The 23,279-nt window shown below is 39.0% G+C and carries 23 protein-coding genes; 7 read left to right on the top strand and 16 right to left on the bottom strand.

Features of this window, described 5'->3' with window-relative positions; genetic code table 11:
- Positions 1-5 precede the first annotated feature (5 nt).
- The 5 genes from ACK8HY_RS15080 to ACK8HY_RS15060 all read right to left on the bottom strand — a co-directional run bounded on the left by ACK8HY_RS15080 (position 6) and on the right by ACK8HY_RS15060 (position 3,344).
- Complete coding sequence (locus tag ACK8HY_RS15080; protein WP_416134121.1) at positions 6-836, bottom strand: glucosaminidase domain-containing protein; 831 nt, start codon at positions 834-836, stop codon at positions 6-8.
- 15 nt (positions 837-851) lie between these two features.
- Complete coding sequence (locus ACK8HY_RS15075; protein ID WP_077436911.1) at positions 852-1,373, bottom strand: glucosaminidase domain-containing protein; 522 nt, start codon at positions 1,371-1,373, stop codon at positions 852-854.
- Positions 1,374-1,395: 22 nt separating this feature from the next.
- Positions 1,396-2,031: an O-methyltransferase gene (locus ACK8HY_RS15070; RefSeq protein WP_077437018.1), complete on the bottom strand. Its 636-nt coding sequence runs from the start codon at positions 2,029-2,031 to the stop codon at positions 1,396-1,398.
- Positions 2,032-2,272: 241 nt separating this feature from the next.
- Complete coding sequence (folE, locus tag ACK8HY_RS15065) at positions 2,273-2,902, bottom strand: GTP cyclohydrolase I FolE (protein WP_077436910.1); 630 nt, start codon at positions 2,900-2,902, stop codon at positions 2,273-2,275.
- Between the two features lie 28 nt (positions 2,903-2,930).
- On the bottom strand, positions 2,931-3,344 hold the full coding sequence (locus tag ACK8HY_RS15060) for a 6-pyruvoyl trahydropterin synthase family protein (RefSeq protein WP_077436909.1): 414 nt from the start codon (positions 3,342-3,344) through the stop codon (positions 2,931-2,933).
- Between the two features lie 173 nt (positions 3,345-3,517).
- On the opposite strand from ACK8HY_RS15060, the gene mqnB reads away from it, so the two are divergent.
- The 3 genes from mqnB (at position 3,518) to ACK8HY_RS15045 (ending at position 6,126) form a co-directional block, all read left to right on the top strand.
- Positions 3,518-4,159, top strand: a complete 642-nt coding sequence (gene mqnB / locus ACK8HY_RS15055; RefSeq protein WP_077436908.1) for a futalosine hydrolase — start codon at positions 3,518-3,520, stop codon at positions 4,157-4,159.
- A gap of 123 nt (positions 4,160-4,282) precedes the next feature.
- Positions 4,283-5,269 carry a pyruvate dehydrogenase complex E1 component subunit beta gene (locus ACK8HY_RS15050; RefSeq protein WP_077436907.1) on the top strand — a complete coding sequence of 329 codons (987 nt, stop codon included), beginning with the start codon at positions 4,283-4,285 and terminating at the stop codon, positions 5,267-5,269.
- A 101-nt stretch (positions 5,270-5,370) separates the two neighbouring features.
- On the top strand, positions 5,371-6,126 hold the full coding sequence (locus tag ACK8HY_RS15045) for a DUF6263 family protein (protein WP_077436906.1): 756 nt from the start codon (positions 5,371-5,373) through the stop codon (positions 6,124-6,126).
- Positions 6,127-6,285: 159 nt separating this feature from the next.
- Here the strand turns inward: ACK8HY_RS15045 and gcvH are convergent, their stop codons facing one another.
- Positions 6,286-6,666: a glycine cleavage system protein GcvH gene (gene gcvH, locus ACK8HY_RS15040; RefSeq protein ID WP_077436905.1), complete on the bottom strand. Its 381-nt coding sequence runs from the start codon at positions 6,664-6,666 to the stop codon at positions 6,286-6,288.
- A 100-nt stretch (positions 6,667-6,766) separates the two neighbouring features.
- Between gcvH and ACK8HY_RS15035 the strand changes: the two genes are divergently transcribed.
- A complete protein-coding gene (locus tag ACK8HY_RS15035) occupies positions 6,767-7,963 on the top strand; it encodes an anhydro-N-acetylmuramic acid kinase (protein WP_077436904.1) in 1,197 nt (398 codons plus the stop codon).
- A 1-nt stretch (position 7,964) separates the two neighbouring features.
- On the opposite strand, the gene ACK8HY_RS15030 is transcribed toward ACK8HY_RS15035, so the two are convergent.
- The 10 genes from ACK8HY_RS15030 to ACK8HY_RS14985 all read right to left on the bottom strand — a co-directional run bounded on the left by ACK8HY_RS15030 (position 7,965) and on the right by ACK8HY_RS14985 (position 18,506).
- Entirely contained in the window at positions 7,965-8,636 is a 672-nt protein-coding gene (locus tag ACK8HY_RS15030) for a DUF2461 domain-containing protein (protein WP_077436903.1), read from the bottom strand.
- Positions 8,637-8,643: 7 nt separating this feature from the next.
- A complete protein-coding gene (locus ACK8HY_RS15025; RefSeq protein WP_077436902.1) occupies positions 8,644-9,444 on the bottom strand; it encodes a phosphatidate cytidylyltransferase in 801 nt (266 codons plus the stop codon).
- A 1-nt stretch (position 9,445) separates the two neighbouring features.
- A complete protein-coding gene (locus tag ACK8HY_RS15020; protein WP_077436901.1) occupies positions 9,446-9,655 on the bottom strand; it encodes a DUF2007 domain-containing protein in 210 nt (69 codons plus the stop codon).
- Positions 9,630-10,553, bottom strand: a complete 924-nt coding sequence (locus ACK8HY_RS15015; RefSeq protein WP_416134120.1) for a lysostaphin resistance A-like protein — start codon at positions 10,551-10,553, stop codon at positions 9,630-9,632. The genes ACK8HY_RS15020 and ACK8HY_RS15015 overlap by 26 nt, the downstream gene beginning before the upstream one ends.
- Positions 10,554-10,939: 386 nt before the next feature.
- A complete protein-coding gene (locus ACK8HY_RS15010) occupies positions 10,940-14,260 on the bottom strand; it encodes a S41 family peptidase (RefSeq protein ID WP_077436899.1) in 3,321 nt (1,106 codons plus the stop codon).
- Positions 14,261-14,473: 213 nt separating this feature from the next.
- Entirely contained in the window at positions 14,474-15,226 is a 753-nt protein-coding gene (locus ACK8HY_RS15005) for a zinc ribbon domain-containing protein (RefSeq protein WP_077436898.1), read from the bottom strand.
- Positions 15,226-16,326, bottom strand: coding sequence for a Nif3-like dinuclear metal center hexameric protein (locus tag ACK8HY_RS15000; protein WP_077436897.1), 1,101 nt, complete (start codon positions 16,324-16,326; stop codon positions 15,226-15,228). The genes ACK8HY_RS15005 and ACK8HY_RS15000 overlap by 1 nt, the downstream gene beginning before the upstream one ends.
- Positions 16,316-16,801 carry a hypothetical protein gene (locus tag ACK8HY_RS14995; RefSeq protein WP_077436896.1) on the bottom strand — a complete coding sequence of 162 codons (486 nt, stop codon included), beginning with the start codon at positions 16,799-16,801 and terminating at the stop codon, positions 16,316-16,318. Before ACK8HY_RS14995 ends, ACK8HY_RS15000 begins: the two co-directional genes overlap by 11 nt.
- A 17-nt stretch (positions 16,802-16,818) precedes the next feature.
- Complete coding sequence (locus ACK8HY_RS14990; RefSeq protein ID WP_077436895.1) at positions 16,819-17,577, bottom strand: alpha/beta hydrolase; 759 nt, start codon at positions 17,575-17,577, stop codon at positions 16,819-16,821.
- 218 nt (positions 17,578-17,795) lie between these two features.
- Positions 17,796-18,506 carry an SAM-dependent methyltransferase gene (locus tag ACK8HY_RS14985; RefSeq protein ID WP_077436894.1) on the bottom strand — a complete coding sequence of 237 codons (711 nt, stop codon included), beginning with the start codon at positions 18,504-18,506 and terminating at the stop codon, positions 17,796-17,798.
- Positions 18,507-18,655: 149 nt separating this feature from the next.
- On the opposite strand from ACK8HY_RS14985, the gene apaG reads away from it, so the two are divergent.
- The 3 genes from apaG to mnmG all read left to right on the top strand — a co-directional run bounded on the left by apaG (position 18,656) and on the right by mnmG (position 23,225).
- Positions 18,656-19,042 (top strand): Co2+/Mg2+ efflux protein ApaG, encoded by a 387-nt coding sequence (gene apaG / locus ACK8HY_RS14980; RefSeq protein ID WP_077436893.1) that lies wholly within the window; start codon positions 18,656-18,658, stop codon positions 19,040-19,042.
- A gap of 364 nt (positions 19,043-19,406) precedes the next feature.
- The gene (locus ACK8HY_RS14975; RefSeq protein WP_416134119.1) at positions 19,407-21,272 is read left to right on the top strand and encodes an ABC-F family ATP-binding cassette domain-containing protein; all 1,866 of its coding nucleotides are present in this window, start codon (positions 19,407-19,409) and stop codon (positions 21,270-21,272) included.
- A 93-nt stretch (positions 21,273-21,365) separates the two neighbouring features.
- Positions 21,366-23,225, top strand: coding sequence for a tRNA uridine-5-carboxymethylaminomethyl(34) synthesis enzyme MnmG (gene mnmG / locus ACK8HY_RS14970; protein ID WP_416134118.1), 1,860 nt, complete (start codon positions 21,366-21,368; stop codon positions 23,223-23,225).
- The last annotated feature ends 54 nt before the right edge of the window (positions 23,226-23,279 follow it).

Below are 23,279 nucleotides of genomic sequence, written 5' to 3'. Positions count from 1 at the left end.
CGTAACTATTTAGATATAACCAATAGCTGTCCTAGGGACAATGCTTCATCTGTAAGACCATTTAAAGATTTGATTTGCTCCACAGAGACATTATAGAGTTTGCTCAGTGAATAGAGGGTTTCCTGCGCTTTCACTTCATGAATACGCATTGCTACAGGGCTTTTGATCTCTTCCGTTTTCACAACAGCGGGAGGTGTTTCCTCAACATTATGGACAATCTCTTCTTTCACGACCTCTTCACGCATGACCTTTTGTGTCGGCGTCTCTTTCCGGTCGTATTGGTCAAGATGATAGCGTTCGATCATTTCGATCAATAAATCCGGATAGCGGGGATTGGTCGCATATCCTGCAGCCTTAAGCCCTTTTGCCCAACCTTTGTAATCATCCTTGTCCAATTTGAACAAGGCCGAATAGCGGGGACGTAATAAAAACTCCGAATGATCCCTAAACGACTGTTGAGGATTGTCGTATACACGGAAGCAATCGTTAATATTATCATCAGGACGGGTCACGGATTTGCCTTTCCATACGCCACCACACTTGATACCGAAATGATTATTTGCTTCACGAGCCAGGAAGCTATTACCATTGCCGGATTCTAGCAAGGCCTGAGCGAGTTTAATACTGGCCGGAATACCATATTTGTTCATTTCTGCAATGGCAATGTCTTTATAATGCGCAATGTAGTCATTCCCAGCCATGGTGGGTCGGCCTGTTGAAGATGAAGAAGTTTTTGAATTGGATCCGGATTTAGAGGACGATATGGTGCCTCTCCGGCTTGAACATGATGTAATCAACATCATGAATACAATCATGCCATAAAAAAACTTCTTCATGCAATACTGTCGTGCTTATTTTTTAGTAGACGAGAACTTATTTTGCTTGGAATCGTTATCAAACATATCAAGGTGATAGAGTTTGATCGTTTTAAGTACTTTCGCTGTCCAGTCTCTACTCGTGGAGTAACCTGAACGAGCTATTGCCTTTACCCAAGCTTCATATTTTTCCCCTGGATGTTTTTCAAAAAGGCTTTGGGTAGTCTTCTTTCTCTTTACTATTCCTACAAAGTCATCATACGAGTCCAATACAGACCGATAACCTTTGTAAGCTGATCGAATAACAGTGCTGTTATTCTTTCCTTTGACACCAAAATGGTTATTCAAATTTTTTGCTATCCTGCTACCACCATTTCCGCTTTCATGCATAGCGATGGCTAAGATAACCGATGCTGGAACACCGTGTTCCTCCATCATTTCTTTTGCTATTGGACTGTACTTATCGACATATGCCGCACTTTGAGCTGAAACTTTTGAAATTCCAAAAGTTGCTAAAGCCAGTACCAGTACAAAGCTTTTTAATTGTTTTAAATTCATGAAGAATGTTTTAGTTCACAAATTACTTCTTGCGCAACGCAAAAAGTCCGTCTCGAATCGGTAATATTACCTTCTCTACGCGCTTGTCCTGAGCTAAACGTGCATTCAAATCAATGATCTGCTTTGTTTGGTTGTCTGGTTTTGAATCTAACACCTTACCTTTCCATAAGACGTTGTCAATCAAAATGAGTCCCCCAGACGGAACTTGATTTATTATTGTTTCGAAATAATATAAATTTCTCTTTTTATCAGCATCAATAAATACCAGATCAAATGTTTCATTCAATGTAGGTATGATCTCAGCTGCATCGCCAATATGATATCGGATCTTATCTGCGAATTCAGACGCATCAAAATATCCTTGGACCCGTTCTTGTTGCTCTTCATTGATATCAATGGTGTGTAAAACTCCATCTTGCTGAAGCCCTTCTGCGAGACATAATGTTGCATATCCCGTAAAAGTTCCGATCTCCAAAATACGTTTTGGAGCAACCAATTTACTCAATAAAGAAAGAACTCTTCCCTGGTAATGACCAGATAACATATGGGGCATTGTTTCCTTCAAATATGTCTCCCGATTTACCCTTTTCAGTAACGAATTTTCATCGTCTGTAGTATGTTCCAAATAGGACTCCAAATCGTTGGCAACAATTTCCATAACCACAAAGGTACCAAAAAACATATTTATGATAAAAATATTTTTTTATAAAACACTGAAAAACAGCTATATATAATTATTGGTTTGTAAAGGAATTTTGTAACGAGTCGCCTTAAAAGCTCAAAAACGCAATATCCTCATTTTTCGAATTTTGTGTTTTTTTCAAGATTTCATCAAAAAATACGCCCTCGAGAAGAGGTTCTTCTCGAGGGCGTATTTTTATTATTTAACAACAAAAATATTAAGCTAGATCTGCTGTGATCAAGCGTAAAAATTCAGATCGGGTCACGTCGTTTTGAAATGCACCTGTAAATGCGGAGGTTGTTGTAACGGAATTCTGTTTTTGCACACCGCGCATGGCCATACACATATGTTTGCACTCCATAACAACTGCAACACCACGGGCACCTAACGTTTCCTGAATACAATCCCGAATCTCGTTGGTAAGACGTTCCTGTACCTGCAAACGACGGGCAAAGATATCCACTACACGCGGAATTTTACTCAAACCTACAATATGTCCGTTCGGAATATAAGCAATATGGGCCTTTCCAAAGAAAGGTAACATATGGTGCTCACATAAAGAATACACTTCGATATCCTTAACAACTACCATCTGGCTATAATCTTCCTCAAACATGGCTCCTCTGAGTACTTCAGCAGCATCGATATCATATCCATGTGTCAAAAACTGCAGTGCTTTGGCCACGCGCTCGGGGGTCTTTACCAAGCCTTCACGCTTGGGATCCTCTCCTAGGCATTCCAAAATATCTGTATAATGAGAAGCGATGCGATCTACTTTTTCAGTATTGTATTTGTCGATCTTAATATATCCATCCAACTCTTCGCTGTCAAATGAGTGTTGACCCATAGTTTCTACTATTTAAATGTATTAAAGATTAATCGCCAAAATATTCGACGTAGTTATTTTCGGTTTCGTGTAAACGAACACTATGCAAGGCCACACCCTGTGCTTCAAACTGTGGTTTCAGGATCTTAAATATCTCTATAGCGATATTTTCGGTAGAAGCCATGACACCCTTCATAAACTCAACATCCAGATTGAAATTACGATGATCCACTTTATCAATGATACTGTGATTGATAATTTCCTTCATGATCTTTAAGTCGATCAAAAAACCAGTTTCGGGATTTACCTCCCCCTTGACTGTGACAAAAAGGTCATAATTGTGCCCATGCCAATTTGGATTAGAACAGAGCCCGAAAACTTGTTCGTTTTGTTCATTGCTCCAATCTTCACGATACAGCTTATGTGCTGCACAAAAACGTTCACGACGAGTTATAAATATCATAATAATACAAAGATACGGCTTTGAGCCCAATTTTAACATTTCTATTTTAGGAATGCCGTCAGAATATGGTAATATAATTGAGAGCTAAAGATCACGCGCCGATTTTTATTTTAATGTGCTAAAGACCTCCGCGATAATTCGTAATTTTCGCATACTATTAAAAGAAGTCTGTCATGAAGATATTAATCGTTGCCGCTACGCAATTCGAAATTCAGCCTTTTCTGGAAGTTGCCGCCAATTACCCCAATTGTGACACGCTGATCACTGGCGTAGGCATGGTTGCGACAGCATTTGAATTAGGAAGAGTACTACACGAAAACAAATATGATCTCCTTATCAATATAGGCATTGGGGGCTGCTTTGACCGCAACTTGAAAATAGGTACGGTGGTGCAGGTCATTGCGGAATCGTTGGTAGAATTGGGGGCAGAAGATGACCTAGAGTTTATCCCGATCGAACAGTTGGGCTATGGAAAGTCAACATTTGAGTCTTCTTTGCTTCATGGTAAACAGCTATCGCTTCCTTTTTTAACCCAGGGATATGGCATTACAGTAAATAAAGTACATGGGAATGCCGACAGTATTGCAAATGTACAGCAGCTACAGCCCAACAGCTGTATCGAAAGCATGGAAGGTGCAGCAGTTTTCTTTGCTGCTGACAAAATGGATCTTCCGGTGATCGAACTTCGTGGAATCTCCAATTATGTCGAAAAAAGAAACCGTGCCACGTGGAACATTCCGCTGGCGATAATGAATAGTAATAAGGCACTTATACAAACCCTGGATTTCTTGCCAGACTTATTTTCCAAAATTTAATACAAAAGTCATTTACTTATTAAAAAATGACATAAAACTATACAATTAAGCTAGTCAAATCTTCAAAATATCAATTTTAAATAGTAGATTTGTGATCTAAAAATTGATACTATTTTACAACTGATGAGAGAAATACAATTCAGAGAAGCACTTCGTGAAGCAATGAACGAAGAAATGCGTAAAGACGACAAAATATTTTTATTAGGTGAAGAAGTTGCTGAGTATAACGGTGCTTATAAAGTAAGCCAAGGTATGCTTGATGAATTCGGTGCAAAACGTATCATTGATACACCTATTGCTGAACTAGGTTTTGCTGGTATCGCTGTTGGTGCAGCAATGAACGGTTTAAAACCAATTGTTGAATTCATGACATTCAACTTTTCACTTGTTGCAATTGACCAGGTGATCAATGCTGCTGCAAAAATCCACTCCATGAGCGGTGGGCAGTTTTCTATTCCGATGGTTTTCCGTGGCCCAACAGGAAATGCAGGTCAGCTAGCTGCACAGCACTCTCAAAACTTTGAAAACTGGTTTGCAAATACTCCAGGATTAAAAGTGGTTGTTCCTTCGAATCCTTACGAAGCTAAAGGTTTATTGAAATCTGCTATCATTGATCCAGATCCGGTAATCTTCATGGAATCTGAGGTTATGTACGGTGATAAAGGTGAAGTCCCTGAAGAGGAGTACTACCTAGAAATCGGAAAAGCAAACATCATTCAGGAAGGTACTGATGTTACTGTTGTTTCTTTCGGTAAAATGCTTCCTCGTGTTGTAATCCCTGCAGTTGAAGAACTTAAAAAAGAAGGTATCAGTGTAGAATTGATCGATTTGCGTTCTGTACGTCCTATTGATTACCCTACGCTTATTGAATCTGTAAAGAAAACAAACCGTCTGGTTATCGTAGAAGAAGCTTGGCCATTGGCATCTATCTCAACTGACCTAGCATTTAATGTACAGCGCAATGCATTTGATTATTTGGACGCTCCGGTAATCCGTGTGAATTGTGCTGATGTACCTCTTCCTTATGCACCAACTTTGATCGAAGCTGCGTTACCTAGCGTAGAAAAAGTAGTGAAAGCTGTAAAAGAAGTATCTTACATCAAAAAATAACTGAATTCTTTTTGAATCAAATAACAATCCCTTTTACTGACGTAAAAGGGATTTTTTTTTATATTTACCTGTCCTGTTATTAACAACAAAAAATCCAATAGATGAAAAAACTGAAAACAATGGCCTCAACTGCTTTATTTGCATTGATCGCCCTATCTGTATCGGCTCAAAAGAAATATACCCTTCGGGTGAACCCCGAGGAGGGCAAGAAAGTAGCGCAAAACGTTATCATGGCCATGGATATCGAAACTAGCGGACAAAAGATTGTGACAGATTTAACGATGGGATTTGATATTACAAATACCACAAAGAAAGATAACTCTTTTTTATTTGAACTTAAATATACCGGTATCAATATGAAAATGAGTGGCGAAGCCATGGAAATGACTTACGACTCCAAAAATCCAGAAGCAAATGAATTTTCGAAGCAGATGCATGCTACAGTAGGAAAATTGGTAGATAGTAAGATCAGCTTCTCTATAGATCAATTGGGAAAATCCTCAAATATTACACTGCCCGAGGGGGTCAACCTTCCATTTGATCGGAGCATGTTTGAAAATATCAGCACAGTATTACCAGAGAACCCCATTGGCATCGGGGAATCATGGACTTCAAAAGCCGAATCGGAAGAGTCGGGTCTATTAATCGAAAACAAAATGACACTTGCAGAAGTAAATGAGCAAGGCTATAAAGTAAATGTGGAGGGGAAGATGTTTGGATCTGATGCAAAGCAAGTAGGTAACATGCAGGGATTCTATGTATTGGATAAAAAGACTTGTCTGACTAAAATAACGGAGATGACAAGTGATATCGATATGCCCGAAGCAAAGATTAAAACGGTCATAAAATGCCAGTAGATGGCAGCGACTGAAGGTTCGTTACGGCCGATATGCCGACCGCGGCGAGTGAATTGGTCATTTCGTAAAAAAATACGAATCAATAAAAATAAATGCTTTTAACAAAAAAGACGGGGGTAATTTTTATAATTACCCCCGTCTTTTTTTATCACGCTGATATTATGCGTTGATTTCTTCTTTGTATTGATCTGCAGATAGTAATGCATCCACATCTGCTGCATTATTCAATTTGACACGGACAATCCAGCCTTCACCGTAAGGATCAGAATTCACCAGTTCAGGAGAAGCATCAATTGCATCATTAACCGATAAAATTGTAGCTGCTACAGGTAAAAACAAATCAGAAACTGTTTTTACAGCTTCGATCGTACCGAAAACTTCATTTGCGGCAACTTCCTCACCTACAGTATTAATGTCAACAAAAACGATGTCACCCAATTCACGTTGAGCGAAATCAGTAATCCCTACAACTGCTTCATCACCTTCAACACGAATCCATTCGTGATCTTTGGTGTATTTCAATTCTGCTGGAAAATTCATTGTATCTAATTTTTTGATTTTTAATGCCGTGAAGTTACAAAATATCTTCAATTGTCAAAAATGATATTCATTATAACATTTTTGTGTTTATTTTTAGATTATGAATCCGCAAATCGAAAAACTTTATCAGATCGCACTAAAAAAGGAGCGTTTTATTATTGGCTTAATGTCCGGGACCTCCTTAGATGGACTAGATGTCGCATTATGTCGTATTGAAAACGCGGGAAAGGCCACCAGGATAAGTTTAGAAAAGTTTATTACAATGGACTATGAAGATATTTTTAGAACCAAAGTCCGTGAAATATTCGCCAAAAGGACCATCGACCAGCAGTTACTTTCGGGACTTAATGCATACGTAGGTATCACCCACGCGAACCTGATCAATCAAGCAATAGCTAGCTGGAACATCTCAGCTGATCAGATAGATTGTATTGCTAGCCATGGACAAACGGTCTACCATGCCCCCCAATCGTTAACGAAAGATCTGAATTGGCCCAATAGTACGCTACAAATCGGCGACGGAGACCATATTGCGATACATACGGGAATAATTACATTATCGGATTTTAGACAAAAGCACATTGCCGCAGGAGGAGAGGGCGCACCTTTGGCAGCCTATGGGGACTACCTCCTTTTTTCCCATCCTACTGAAAACAGATTTTTACTGAATATAGGAGGTATTTCCAATTTCACTTTTATACCAAGTCATCAAAATAATCTGGAAGCCTATGCGACAGATCTAGGGCCGGGAAATACAATGATGAACCAGTATATGAAAGCTCATTTTGATCAGGAGATGGACAGAGATGCTATCGTTGCAAAAAAAGGTACAGTTAATGCCCCGTTATTAGAGCAGCTCCTTGCCGAAGAATTTCTAAATCTAGCGTTTCCTAAAACAACAGGACCGGAATTATTTAACCTGGATTACCTGAATGAGGCTCAAAGGCGTTCAGATACTTTAGGTTTATCAGCAGAAGATGTCATGGCCACGCTCAATCGCTTTTCAGCGCAGGCCATGATCGATGGCATCTGTAAACAGGCCAAAGGTTTATCCAATGTTTCGGTATACATCAGTGGCGGCGGGTTACATAATCCTTTGCTTTTTGACTACATCAAAGCAAATCTACCGGACATCAAGGTGGACAGTTTCGCCTCCCTGGGTATTGACCCTGATGCGAAAGAAGCCGTTCTTTTTGCCCTATTGGCCAATGAAACTCTTGCAGGAAAAAAATCCAATGTCACGCATATAAAAGATTCTCCAGCGGTCTGTATGGGTAAAATCAGCCTACCACAGTAGACTATTCGCTGTCGATCGCCTCTTGTAAAAACTCCTTGAACGGTAACATCTTTTTGTAAGAGGCGATGATATTATCCAATGCACTTTTGTCGGACAAATCTTTGATCGTCAGGGACTGATCCAGAACAAAACTTTTTAGCTTGATAAAATCAATATAAGGGTTATCCTCCGCGTAACCGGCGGGAGCACGTTTAAGTAGATCTTCTTTAAACAATGTTATTTTTCCATCATCCAATGTACGATTGAGAATTGTCGCTATTTGTTCACCGTTATAGTCAATCTCCTGCCTAATCGCTTCCAGATGCAGTTTTTCTGGCCTCCAATAACCACAGGCTATAAATGAATTTTCGGCGCCGATATGAATATAATATTCGGGGCCATGCAACTTTCTTCCGTCAACAGATATTCCGGCTCCGAACCAAGTCTTATAGGGAGTTTTGTCATTTGAAAACCGTGTATCTCTATAGATACGGAATAAACATTTATTAGCTTGAATAGAGGTATTTATTTTTGGATCAAATTCACTGAGTGCAGCGATCAAGTCAGTTATAAAACTCCGTACATCCGCCAGTGCAGATTCATACTTTTCCCGGTTCTCCGCAAACCACTCCCTTGAATTATTTTCCTTTAATTCTACCAAAAAATCAAAGGTAGATTTCTGAATATGACTCATAATTCTTTTAACTGATTAAAATTAAGAAAACATAAACCATCGGTGCTGCCAATAACAAGCCATCAAAACGATCGAGAAAACCGCCGTGTCCGGGCAGAATGTTACCCGAATCCTTTACATGTAAGCTCCGCTTTAACATCGATTCAACCAGATCTCCCAATGTACCAACAATACTAATGATCATGGCCACGATAATCCATTGCCACAAGGGTAAACTTCCAAAATATTTTTCAAGATTTATAGCGACAACAACGGCCAAAATAAAGCCCCCAAAGAATCCCTCCCAGGTCTTTTTTGGAGAGATCCGCTCAAACAGTTTATGCTTTCCAAAACTCCGCCCTGCAAGATATGCGCCAGTATCATTCGTCCAAAGCAATATTAAAAACCCAAGCGGAATATAATGATTGAAAACGCCACTGATAAAGCCCAGTTGCGCAAAAAGGAAGAAAGGTAAGGTCACATAACAGATTCCCAAAAATGTATAGGCTATATCATTAAAAGGAAAACTTCTTTTTTGAAAAAGTGAAATAATATAGGTCAAACTGACCAATGGTGTGATAAGCCATAGGAATTTAGGCGCCAAATCACCTATAGCTACCATAGATCCTAGGACAAATAGTGCCACGGCTAAGAGAATTCCGAGTGGCTTATTGGGCGCTCGTTCTTCCGATGATACGATACCATAAAATTCATACAGGCACCATGCACTCAACAGCGTAAAAAAAACACTGTATAAATATGGCCCGAATAAGGTAGATGCCACCATGACAGCTACAAAAATGGCTCCGGTTATCGCTCTTGTCTTCATTCTAATTTTCTCCCGCTGCTTCTTCCATCAGTCTTTCGGCAGTTTCAACCGAATTTTCACTCACATACAGCTCTATTTTTCCAAACAGATAAGAAGAATCCTGTTTATTCAATACCACAGTAGGAATACCGTTCTCCTCCAGCATCTGTTTTACTATTTCAGCCTGAATAGCATTTGTGTATGTTTTAATTTTCTTCCAGTCGTTCTCCATGGTTTTCTTTTTGTGTTGAGAGATAAAATAAGAATACAAAAATAGCAGTAAAAATGAAGCCTACAACATATATCCACCAAGATTGCACTTCAAATGCATTGATTTCATCATAGCTTTTACCATTTCTGGTATAATAAAATGCCATGATTGTAGCCCCTGCATTGTTGACGAAATGGCCGAAAATAGGTAACCAGATATTTTTGCCCCACAGATAGAGGTAACCAAAAAATGCTCCCAATAACATCCGTGGTATAAAGCCAAAAAACTGCAGATGTATGGCACTAAAAACAAAAGCTACAATCCAGATGACTACGTGGGGATTAGATATCCATCTTCCGACAATATTTTGAAGGATACCACGAAATAATAGCTCTTCGCCTATTGCTGGTATCAAAGCCAAAACAACCAAGTTAAACAGAAATCCTATAAAACTTGTTTCTACGATAATCCCCTCTATCAGATCGCCCGATTCCCGCTCACTACGTTCCATCCAAACCTGTACGGATCGCATATTGTCCGGCAGCTGTAACGATTCATTCCAATGTCCGATTAAACTCATCAGTGGCATAAAAGCGAGCATAGCGAAAAAGATATAAGCGAACTGCTTTGCCCGCGGCTGATATTCCTGCTTAAAATAACGGATTCCATACCCCTCGCGGGTATTCATCAGATAAGCTGGTACAACAAATGAGCCCAGACTACTCAACAATAACAAAAAACGCATTTCATTTGGAGAACCTTGCATAAGTATGGCCAATGAGAATACCTGTCCTGTAAATTTGTAGTAGAAAAAGAGGATAAGGATATCGATAACCTGTGAGATAAAGGTAAATCCGATGACCAACAGGACCAGACGCAATAAAGATTGAAATGGGGATGTAGTTTGCTCGGGGTACATAAATTTTAAATATGCTTTAAAGATAACAATAAAAGCATGTTACTTTATAAAGTAGCCACAATTCAATCAAGCTTTCCGGATCTTAGCTACTGAACACGAAGCAACAAACGCCCTAAAACTGCTTTAAACAAAGGAATATTTATTTAAACACCATAAAAAAGCACTATATAAAAGGAAACCTTTTCTTAGTAAGATAGGGGTCGACAGTACGATATAAAAATTTGGCTACCAGCTCAAGATGACTTTTTGAGAATGAAAAACGGGCAATTTTCGATCTGAAAATTGCCCGTTTTAGTAAACCAATCATTTGCTCAAAACTTAAATTTGCAAAGATTTACCAAAATCGACTTTATAAATACAGCCTTTTCTCTATCGATATTGACTTATTAATTTACCCGTATTGGATCTGCTGGTTTCTGTAGATTTTTGTAAGGATAAGTTTTCATTTCTTCCAATAAAATCTTCACCGTTCTTTCCAATTGAGGATCGCGTCCCTCTAACAAATCTTTCGGTAATTGCTCAACAAAGATATCCGGAGCAACACCCTCATTTTCTATAATCCAGTTTCCTTTCAGATCATATACGCCAAAGTTAGGTGAGGTAATACGTCCACCATCCAACAACGGCGGATATCCACTGATACCGACCAGAATACCCATTGTTGTGCGGCCAACCAGCTTACCAAGACCTTTAAAACGGAACATATAAGGCATCATATCACCGCCCGAACCCGCATTTTCATTGATGATCATTGCTTTTGGACCGTAAATACCATTGCCCGGCGTCGTAAAACCTCTACCATCACGGATGCCCCAGCCGGAAATCAATTCCCGGGATAGCAAATCAATGACATAATCGGCTACCCAACCACCACCATTGTTTCTTTCGTCCATCAGAAGGGCCTTTTTATCCATCTGAGAGAAATAATATCGGTTGAAGTAGGTATAACCCTCCGGTCCGGTATTTGGCATGTATACGTAAGCTATTTGTCCATTACTTAACTGATCAACCTTCTTGCGGTTGCGCTCCACCCATTCCATGCTGCGCAAGCTCATCTCGTCCGCAAAAGAAATCGGTTTTACAACAACTTCGCGGGCGCCAACCAGCGACGGTTTGGAATTAATTTTTAACGTTACCTGTTTGCCTACAGTGTTATCAAATAAACTATAGATATCCTTTTCTTCGGTTAATTCTATACCGTTTACAGCAACGATATAATCCCCTTCTCTGATATTCAAACCCGGCTCTGCCAGCGGCGCTTTAAACGAAGGATTCCATTCTAAACGTGTAAATAACTTCCCAATCTGATAATAACCATTTTTGATTGTATAGTCAGCACCCAATACACCTACCGAAACCGACGGAGTGGAAGGTTGATCCCCCGGATAAATATAGTTATGTCCAACAACCATTTCACCCATCATTTCGTTCAGTAAATAACCTAAATCCGAACGGTGATTAACAAATGGAAGGAATTTTTCATATTTGGCTTTCATCGCTTTCCAGTCAGCACCATGCATGTTTTCTACATAGAAATAGTCTTTCTGCATAGCCCAAACTTCGTTGAAGACCTGTTTCCATTCTGCGACAGGGTCTACCAGCTGTTGGATCCCATCCAATTTTATTGCGCCCGCAGTCGGAGATGCGACTTTCTGTCCAGCCGTCACGATATTATAACCATTTCCTGTCTGATATAACATTTTCTTGCCGTCGGCACTAATCACAAAACTCCGTGCGTTTTCAACCAATGTCTTATTTTCCAGATCTTTAAAATCGTAAGCACCGATAGTGCCACCGCGTTGGTAAGTCAGCTGGTTTGGAACCAGGCCATTCAGATTCCAATAGGTACCTACCGGCAAAGGCAGAGCCACGATACGGTTCTCGATACGATCAAAATCTACCTGAATGGATTTATCTTCAGGCTTGCTTGCCGGAGTTTCCTCCTTTTTATCATTTTTCGGTGCTTTTTTATCGTTCTCTTTTACGCGTGCTGTTTTGTTGCTCTCTTTTTCTGCAGGTTTGTCTGCCTTTTCTTCGCGAATCTGTTCTTCATCACTTTCGTTCTTAAAGAAAGAAGGGGTTTTGCTGGATAGAATAAAAGCATATACTGCGTAATCGACATTACGTTGCGTAGCCGACATATGCAGACCGGAATTGGTTAATCCGGTATTGGTACTTGCTGTAAAGAAAAGGTATTTACCATCCTGTGAAAAAGCAGTGCTACGAACAGAACTCATACCATCTGTAATCTGCTGCGTTTTCTTTGAATCCAAATTGTACATAAATACCGCCGGTACCCCATTTTCTAAAGTACGTGTAAATGAAATCCATTTTGAGTCTGGAGACCAGCTTGGCTGGAAATGGTTGGATACTCTACCGGTTTGCCCACTCAGTTTATCATCAGCAACCTTCACAATAGCCTTCGATGCAATATCAATGTAGTATAGATTGAGGTGGGCATCGTTATAAAATAATTTTTTCGAATCCGGAGACCAGGTAGGTTCAAAATAAAAATTCGTTTCGCCCAGATTGAAATACAAAGGCTGGTCTTTTCCAAACTGATCCACTAAAACTAGCTGGTAAGCACCATTTTTATCCGAGATATAAGAAACCCATTTTCCATTTGGTGACCAATCTGGAAAACGTTCGTGTGAGCCCGGAGAATTCGACAAATTACGGGCTTCACCTTTTTCCTTAGGTACAGTGAAAATCTCTCCTCGCGACTCAAACAGGGCACGTTGACCGGTAGGAGACAGTGCCACATAGCGAATGTCTTCCTTGATATTTTTGTAGAAAGGACGCTTAAACATGGCATCCGTATTTACACTAATGTGTAAGGCAGTTATCTTATTATTGTTATTCAGGCTTAATGTATTCAAAATGCCTGCGTATTCAAAAATCAATTCATTGCCATTTCCATTTAGCGAGCGAACATCATAATCTTTGAAATCAGTTAGCTTTTCAACTTTCTTTGACTTGGTATCATAACTGAAAATATTGACTATTTTATCGCGATCTGATAGGAAATATACCTTGTTACCTAACCATAGGGGTTTGACATCGTTGCTTTTTACCTGTGGAATGGCTTCTATTTCCTTGGTTTTTGTATCAAAGATCCAAATGGTAGGTGTACCTCCACCACGGTAGCGTTTGAACGCCACGCGATCGCGCTCCGTTGGATCGGTATTTTTGATATAAGCCCAATAGCGCCCATCTGCGGAAGGGCTGCCTTGCGTTGCTTCGGGCATCAATAAAGCCTTATCCATTCCCAGTCGCTGAATATTAGAACTGTATAACCGTGGACTTAGCGCATAGGTGAAATCACGTGATGTGGTATAATATACTTCATCATTATTCAACCAGCCACGTAATACATCTGAAGAAGGATGATAGGTAATACGTTGAGGCTCTCCTCCTTCAATAGGAAGGACATACACATCGGTGTTACCATCGTAATTGCCCGTAAAAGCAATTTTCTTCCCATCAGGGGAGAACATCGGATTTTGTTCGACACCAGGATTTGTGGTCAGACGTCTCGGGTTTCCACCATTCTTGTCTGCTAACCAGATATCTCCACCGTACACAAAAGCGATATTACTGGCACTGATACTTGGATTTCGGAGTAATAAAGTCTCTTGCCCTTTGACCTGTAGAAATGAAGTACCGATCAAAAGTGCCGCAATAAACTTAAAATGAGTTTTATTCATAAATTTTCAATGGTTAAAATTAATATGCAAAACTACTGTTTTATAGTACCTGCGATTCGCATACCAACTTCATAAAAATATAAAGGTTAAAATTACAATACAAAGCTACTATTTTGTCCAATAAATCACTTCGTATATCAACAAAGTTGCATAAAAAATATCTTAAAAAAAAAGCCCTGCTCAAAAAGCAGGGCTTTATTCTGTTATTAACGATTAGAAACCGTATTCTTGTTCAATTTCCAATACGATACCTTCGTCTACCAAAACGCGACCACAATGTTCGCAGATAATGATTTTTTTACGTTGACGAATCTCCGATTGCATCTGAGCAGGGATTTTATTGTGACATCCTGAACAGCTATCACGATCGATAGAAACGACCGCCAAACCATTTTTGAAAGAATTACGCAAACGGTAATAAACTTTTACCAAACGCTCTTCTATATTAGCTTCCGCTTCAGCAGCTTTAGCCAATAACGCATCTTCTTCCTTTTGGGTTTCAGAAGTAATTGTTTCCAATTCTTTCTTTTTACCCTCAAGTTCGTTTTTGCTATATTCCAGGTTACCTACGGTAGCATCGTAGTTTTCTGTTTTATTGCGAATCTCGAATTCTGCTTCTTTGATTCTTTTTTCACAAACCTGAATCTCAAGACCTTGGATTTCAATTTCTTTCGAAATAGCGTCATATTCACGATTATTTTTTACCTCATTTAACTGCGACTCATATTTCTTGATAGCAGCCTGGGCATCTTTAATCATGTTTTTACGCTTAACGATTGAATCTTCTAAATCGTCCAAGTCTGTTCTGATCTTCTCAATACGAGTTTCTAAACCCGCAATCTCATCTTCAAGATCTGCAACTTCCATAGGCAATTCACCACGAACCTGGCGAATCTTGTCTATTTTAGTATGTATGGCTTGCAAAAGCCATAATGCTTTCAATTTTTGTTCTACGGTTTGTTCCATCAACTGTAGTATTTTATAGGATTTGTATCTATTTCTGTTGTTAAGGTTGCAAAGTTAGGAAATTTTTTCGTAATAATGTCGTACAATAATTCTTGCGTAAATTGTTCGCTCTCAAAATGTCCCGTATCTGCTATGACAATCTCACCTTCTGCATCAAAAAACTCATGATATTTATAATCTGCTGTGACAAAAAAATCAGCACCAGAACGCTTTGCCGCCCCCAATAGGAAGCCACCTGCACCACCGCAAACTGCAACTCTACTCACCTTCTTTCCCAGAAGGGCTGTATGGCGAATTACATTTAGCTTGAGATTCTCTTTCAAATAAGCCAAAAATTCCAATTCATCCATGGGCTCGGATAAATTACCAATCATTCCAGCTCCAATTTCTCCAGCTGTATTCTGTAAATCGAAAAGATCATAAGCAACTTCTTCGTAAGGATGTGCTTCATAGAGAGCCAAAAGAAGTTTTCTTTCAATAGAACGTTTATAAATCACTTCAATGCGTGTCTCTTCGACACGTTCCTGTGTTCCTATTTCGCCAATAGCGGGTTCAGCCCCCGCCAAAGGCCTAAAACTTCCATAACCGGCAGTATTAAAACTGCATTGATCATAATGTTTTCCAATTTGACCCGCTCCGGCATCAAACAAGGCTTGCCGGACTTCTTCTACATGACTCCTGGGCACAAATACCACCATTTTGCGCAGTACATTTGGCTTGGATTCCAATATAGCCTGGTTAACCAGTCCCAGTTTATCAGCTATTTTGGAATTGACCCCACCGGTGACATTGTCCAGATTGGTATGTATCGCATAGAGCGCAATGCCATTTTCTATTGCCTTTATGACCGTACGTTCTACATAGTTCTTTCCATTGAATTTTTTTAATCCTTTGAAAACAATGGGATGATGTGAAATAATTAAATTACATCCCTTTTCGATCGCTTCCTGTACCACCTCCTCCGTACAATCCAACGAAATCAATACTTTGGTAATCTCCTGATCTGCATTGCCGACAATCAATCCGGCATTATCATAAGTTTCCTGCAAATCCAATGGAGCCAAATGCTCCAGATGTTGAATAACCGCTTTAATTTTCATCGTTTATAATAACCTCCTTTTCTCGAAATTTATCATGTTCTTCCAAAATTCTACGATTTGCGCTGATATTAAACCAATAGTTAGCCAAGGTGACAAAATGCATGATAACCAGCAGGCCTGAAATAGGAATCGGCAACGGAATATTTGTCGCCAGATAAATCCAGGCATATAATGATCCTTTCCGAAAGGTCGGATTTTCCTCAACCGCGATCTTGCGGTCGTAAAACTCATTGATAAGGGAATCTTTCAAACGGGAAGCGACTTGAAAATTCCAATAAATATTGACTAAAGGAATGGCTACCAGCCAAGATTGATTGGGTGTCATCAATCTATTTTCTACCGCTATCAGGTTTAATGTCCTACGAATGGTATTCGCAAATAACAACCAAATAATAATGCGTATAACAACGAGGCCTAACGCCGCGTATAATACTTCAGGTCTACTTAACTCTTTTATTAATTCTTCTTGTGACATTGAAATCTTACTCTTATTTATCGTTCCTGTAATAACAAATCTACTAATTCTTTCAGCTTTTTTATTTGCGGGTTGTGATCACCGATCAATTCAATAGTTTTGAAATGCTTCTTTTTTGCTTTCGCATAAAATTGAAAAAAATCATCTTTTTCCATGGGCTGATCTCCCTCGTAGGTCAGGATATAAGTTGCCGGAATTTTCTCCCTTTCCGGATTATTCAAATTGATTCCATCGCTCATCGTCTTCAAAGGGTGGGGGACATCCCGCGGAAACTTCATATCGTCTTTTACCCAAAATGGGATAATAAAACCTTCTTTTCCATATTTTAAAAGTCCATTGTTGCCATCCGCCTTACCCATCAAAGTCAGAACGGACTCCTGATCCTCCGGAAGAATGGCATCTAAATATACCAACTTTTTTATCCGATCTGGAAGGCTATCCGCAACTCCGGTTATAACCATTCCACCATAGCTGTGGCCAACCAGTACAATATCCCGCAAATCTTCAAATAATATCGTATTGATAACATCATTGATATGGGTCTGTAAACGAATGGAAGTATCTGCTAAGTGATAACGTTCACCTAGCCCTGTTAGTGTGGGTCTATAAACTTTATGACCTTTTTTCTCCAATTCATTTGCTGTCTTTTTAAATTGCCAGGCGCCACCCCAGGCACCATGTACAATAACATAAGTAGTTTGCTGTGCATAAGCAGATTTTAAGCCTACAACTAATGAAAAAAACAATATAAAATAACCTAATTTATTAAATTTCACTACATTATGTTTAGTAAAATTGACACATCACTCCTCCTAAATCTACTCAACAATTTGCTATGTTCCAATAAGCATTTTCCATTTTGCAGTCGAAAATGACGTATGTGAGTAATTACTCAGAAAACCACACCTAGCTTTATCCTTATTTAAAGAGAGATTTCATATTAAAACTGCCCCAACAGCTAAAGCAGGGTAGGGGAGGAACTCAACATAACTTGTTAGACATACAGCAAAAATATTGTCGGTTTTTTATGGTAATCCGCTTTCTGTTTTTTCCATTCAGCAACAGTCAGACTTTTTATAGATTCGTCTGCCGAAGTCACATTACACGCGACACAAAGTTGCGTACTGGATTTACAGGTTTTGAGAAGATCCTCCAAAAGATGATTGTTTCGAAAAGGTGTTTCAATAAAAATCTGAGTTTGTTTCTCACGCATGGATTGCAGTTCCAGATCTTTGATCTTTTTTGTACGCTCGTTTTTATCGATAGGTAAATAACCGTGGAAAGCAAATTTCTGCCCACTAAATCCCGAAGCCATAAGTGCAAGCAAGATGGAGCTGGGACCAACCAATGGTACCACTTTAATTCCAAGCTGATGAGCATGAGCAACAATAGAAGCGCCAGGATCGGCTACCCCCGGACAACCAGCCTCGGACATCAAACCGACATTTCGACCTTGTTTAAGACCATCAAAAAAGTCATTAATATTTCCTTTGTCCCGAGCATGTTTCCCATAATCGTGTATCTTCAATGCATTTTGGGGAATTTTAAGTCCTGCTAACTTCAGAAACTTTCTTGCCGTCTTCTCATTTTCCACGATATACTCATCCAGCGTATTTATTGTCTCTACCAAATAAGGAGTAAAAGACTGCAATGCTGCGTCATCGCTCAAAGGAACGGGAATTAAATATAATATACCTTTTGCCATATACAAACCTACTAATTTAAGGATCACTTGACTACAGTAATTTTAAACTTAGCATAATTTAACCTTTAAAAATGATTAAGTTTGCGAATTTTAAACTCATTATTAGTATTTTAGCATAAGTATTTGTTGCAACAATAAACATCATCCAAATGATCACACAAATTACAGAAGGCGTAAAAATCTCGGTTGAAACCATCTATCAATCGGAGTATTCGAATCCCGACCGTGAACATTTTATGTTTGCTTATCACATTAGCATAGAAAATTTGAGCGATTACACGGTTCAATTGATCAGTCGTTATTGGAAAATATTCGATGCTAAGGGCGACTATAGGGAAGTATCCGGTGAAGGTGTTGTAGGTGAACAACCGATAATTGAACCGGGCAAGGTACATCAATATACTTCGGGATGTAATCTTAACAGTGAATTTGGTTTCATGGAAGGCCATTACAACATGATCCGTTCTTTGGATAATAGTAGTTTTCAGGTTGAAATACCACGCTTCAATCTGATTGCTGATTATGCATTGAATTAAATTTATCAAGGTAATATCATTATTGCCGTTTTATCACACAACGAAGCTTTTTTCGCATCGAATAAGAAACTATTTCTTTATTTTTGCGTGCATTCTAAATCAACTTGTTACTGAGATTACGCTAAACAGGATTTCCGGCTTAGCTTCTGATTTACTCCATTAACATGATAGAAAGCCCCATTAAGATTTAATTAGTCAGCAATCAAAAGATTATTGATTCACTATATAAATAATTGAAAATCGAATAAAAAAATAGTATATAATTGATTTTCAATGTGTTAAATAAAAATTTTAAGAATAAAGGATTCTTGAAAGGGATTTTTATTGTATAAAAACGACTAAGATTAATTTAGGGTGATATAACGTGAGTATTTTAGCTACAGAACAAGTAAGCCATTCCTTCCATGATAGATGGCTTTTTAGAGACTTACACTTCGGACTCCAAAAAGGGGAGCGGGTGGCTTTGGTTGGCATAAATGGTACAGGCAAATCAACGTTGCTTTCTATTTTGGCAGAGCGTACCTTACCAACTTCGGGAAAAGTTGTAAAAGAAAAAGGAATAAAAATAGGTTTCCTTGAACAAGATCCTGATTTCACAGGATTAAAATCGATCAATGATTTTATTTATAGTGCCGACAACGACCAGCAGCGTCTCATAAGAGAATATGAAGAACTTCTTGAAAATAGTGATATTGATCAAAAAAAATTAGAAGACCTCACCGAAAAAATAAGTTCACTGAATGCCTGGGAGTATGAACATAATATAAAGACGATTTTAAATCGTTTAAACATTATGGATTTTAAACAAGATATTAAAAGTCTATCCGGTGGTCAACGTAAAAGATTAGCTTTGGCTAAACTATTGATTGACGAACCAGACGTATATATTCTTGATGAGCCAACCAACCACCTGGATATTGAGACCATCGAATGGCTCGAAAAGTTACTCACTACCGGGAATAAAACAGTACTTTTAGTCACTCACGACCGATACTTTCTTGACAATATCTGTACGGAAATTCGAGAACTGGATAGGGGAAACCTTTTTATTTACAAAGGTAACTATGCCTACTTTTTGGAGAAAAAATCAGACCGTGAAGCAATTGATGCCGTCATGGTTGAGAAGAGTAGAAATTTACTTCGTAAAGAGTTAGAATGGATGCGTCGGCAACCTCAGGCACGAGGAACCAAATCAAAATCTCGTATAGAGGCTTTTTATGATCTAGAAGAAAAATCGAAATCAATTAAAGGAAATGACTCTGTACAGTTGAGCGTAAAGGTAAGCAGGCAGGGATCAAAAATTCTTGAACTGGAACATATCGCTAAGCATTATGGAGCAAAAGAAATTATAACTGATTTTTCTTACATATTCAAAAAAGGAGACCGTATAGGGCTAGCGGGTAGAAACGGAACGGGTAAATCGACTTTTCTAAATCTGATTACAAAAGAAGAAAATCCGGACAGCGGGACGATCGCAATAGGAGATACAACGGTATATGGATACTATAAACAAGGCGGGCTTGAAGTAAGCGAAAACGACCGTGTACTTGATGTTGTGAAAAACATTGCGGAATATATCGAGATGGCAAATGGAGAAGTAATTACAGCATCCCAATTGCTCACGCACTTTCTATTCCCCCCTGAAAAGCAGTTTGGTTTTGTAAACAAGCTTAGCGGTGGGGAGCGGAAACGCCTCCAGCTTATGCGCGTGTTAATGAAGAACCCTAATTTTCTTATACTGGATGAACCTTCTAACGACTTGGACATTGATACACTAAATGTATTAGAAGAATTCCTTGATAACTATAATGGCGTACTTATATTGGTCTCTCACGACAGATATTTATTGGATAAGTTGACAGATCAACTTTTCATTTTTGAAGGTGAAGGTAAGATCCGTATTTACAACGGCAACTACGCAGACTTCAAAATAGAGCAAGAAGAACTCCAAAAATTAGAAAAGGAAAAGCAAAAAAAGACTATTCAGGAAATTGCAAAACCTCAGGTAAAAGAAGAAAAGAAAAAACTCTCCTATAAGGAACAGCTTGAATATAACAAACTCGAATCAGAAATAGAAAATCTAGAATTACTGCTAAAAGCGAAAACGGGAGAACTAAATCAACTGACAGATCATATCAAACTATCAGCAGTATCAGAAGAGATAAAAACGATACAGGAACAAATAGACCAAAAATCAGAAAGGTGGTTATATCTAGCTGAATTTATGTAAAATTTTCTATTGCGTTTCACGTGGAACGTAAAGAAAAGAGTAAATTTGTAAACAAATAAAAAGCCACGTTTCACGTGGAACAAGAATTAAAAGATGTTTAAAAAATATAATGTAATTGTAGTAGGTGCCGGACATGCCGGATGTGAAGCAGCGGCAGCAGCGGCTAATCTGGGGTCGTCCACTTTACTTATTACAATGAATATGGGTGTGATAGCTCAGATGAGTTGCAACCCAGCTATAGGTGGTGTGGCCAAAGGACAAATCGTAAGAGAGATTGATGCGATGGGGGGATATACCGGGATCATCGCAGATAAATCAACTATTCAATTTCGCATGCTTAACCTTTCGAAAGGCCCAGCCATGTGGAGTCCGCGTACACAGAATGATCGCATGCGATTTGCAGAAGAATGGAGGTTACAACTAGAATCTCTTCCAAACTTAGACATGTGGCAGGACACCGTAAAGGAAGTCATCGTCAAAAATGGAAAAGCATGCGGGGTGATTACCTCCATGGGAATAGAAATCGAATCTGATGCCGTTGTACTAACAAATGGAACATTCCTAAATGGGGTGATCCATATCGGTGATAAAAAATTCGGTGGTGGCAGGACAGGAGAGAAGGCCGCTACCGGACTAACTGAACAGCTGGTTTCGCTGGGATTCGAATCCGGCAGAATGAAAACAGGCACGCCACCGCGGATAGATGGACGTAGTCTTAATTATTCGCTCATGGAAGAGCAGTGGGGTGACGAAAAGAAAGACCGTTTTTCTTATACTGATGTCGAGATGCCAACAGAACAACGTTGCTGTTGGATCACATATACCAATGATAAAGTACACGAAATGCTCCGAACAGGGTTTGAAAAATCACCTATGTTTACTGGTCGGATTAAGGGATTAGGCCCGCGCTATTGTCCTTCAATAGAAGACAAAATAAATCGTTTTGCAGAACGTGAACGACACCAAATTTTCGTAGAACCAGAAGGTTTCAAAACTGTAGAAATTTACGTAAATGGCTTCTCGACCTCACTTCCAGAAGATGTACAGCTAAAAGCATTGCAACTGATTCCGGGTTTTGAAAATGCAAAGATGTACCGTCCTGGATACGCCATAGAATATGATTACTTCCCGCCAATGCAACTTGATCTCACATTGGAAACTCAGCTGGTAAAACATCTTTTCTTCGCTGGACAGATCAATGGAACTACAGGCTATGAAGAAGCAGCGGCGCAAGGTTTCCTTGCCGGTATAAATGCACATCAACGTGTCAATGACGATAAAGAACTTATTCTAAAAAGATCAGAGTCTTATATTGGAGTATTAGTCGATGACCTAGTCACAAAAGGAACTGAAGAACCATATCGCATGTTTACGTCAAGAGCAGAGCATCGTTTATTATTACGCCAGGATAATGCAGACATCCGTCTGACACCACTAGCTTATAAACTAGGATTAGTGGGAGAGGAAAGATTAAAGAAAGTTCAGGATAAGATCCAAAATTCAAACAGCATTATTGAATACCTCAAACAGAATTCCACAAATCTGGAAAAGATGAATATCGTTCTGTCAGAAGTAGGATCGAGCGCACTTGCTCAGAAAACACGTTTAAGCAACGTGCTTGCCAGACCGCAGGTTAATATACAGGACATCGTAAAAGGCGACGAAGGCTTTGCAGCGTATGTTTCGCAATTTGACAATGAAACCATAGAGCAGGCCGAGATTAATCTGAAATACGAAAGCTACTTTGAAAAAGAAATCGATATTGTCAACCGCATGAAGAAGATGGAAGATCGAGAAATTAATCCGGATTTCGATTATAGTTTGCTAACTTCACTCTCAATAGAAGCTAGACAGAAATTGGCAAAGGTAAAACCTAGAACATTAGGTCAAGCGTCCAGGATTTCGGGTGTATCACCGTCGGATATCAGTGTTTTAATGGTACACATGAGTTAATATATTGATTATCAAGTTTTTACAAACAAAAATAAACAAGCTTAAAATAAGCGA

The sequence above is a fragment of the Sphingobacterium sp. NGMCC 1.201703 genome, from assembly GCF_047784615.1.
In the GTDB taxonomy this organism is placed as follows: Bacteria; Bacteroidota; Bacteroidia; order Sphingobacteriales; family Sphingobacteriaceae; genus Sphingobacterium.
This window is presented reverse-complemented; position numbering and strand designations above follow the sequence as displayed.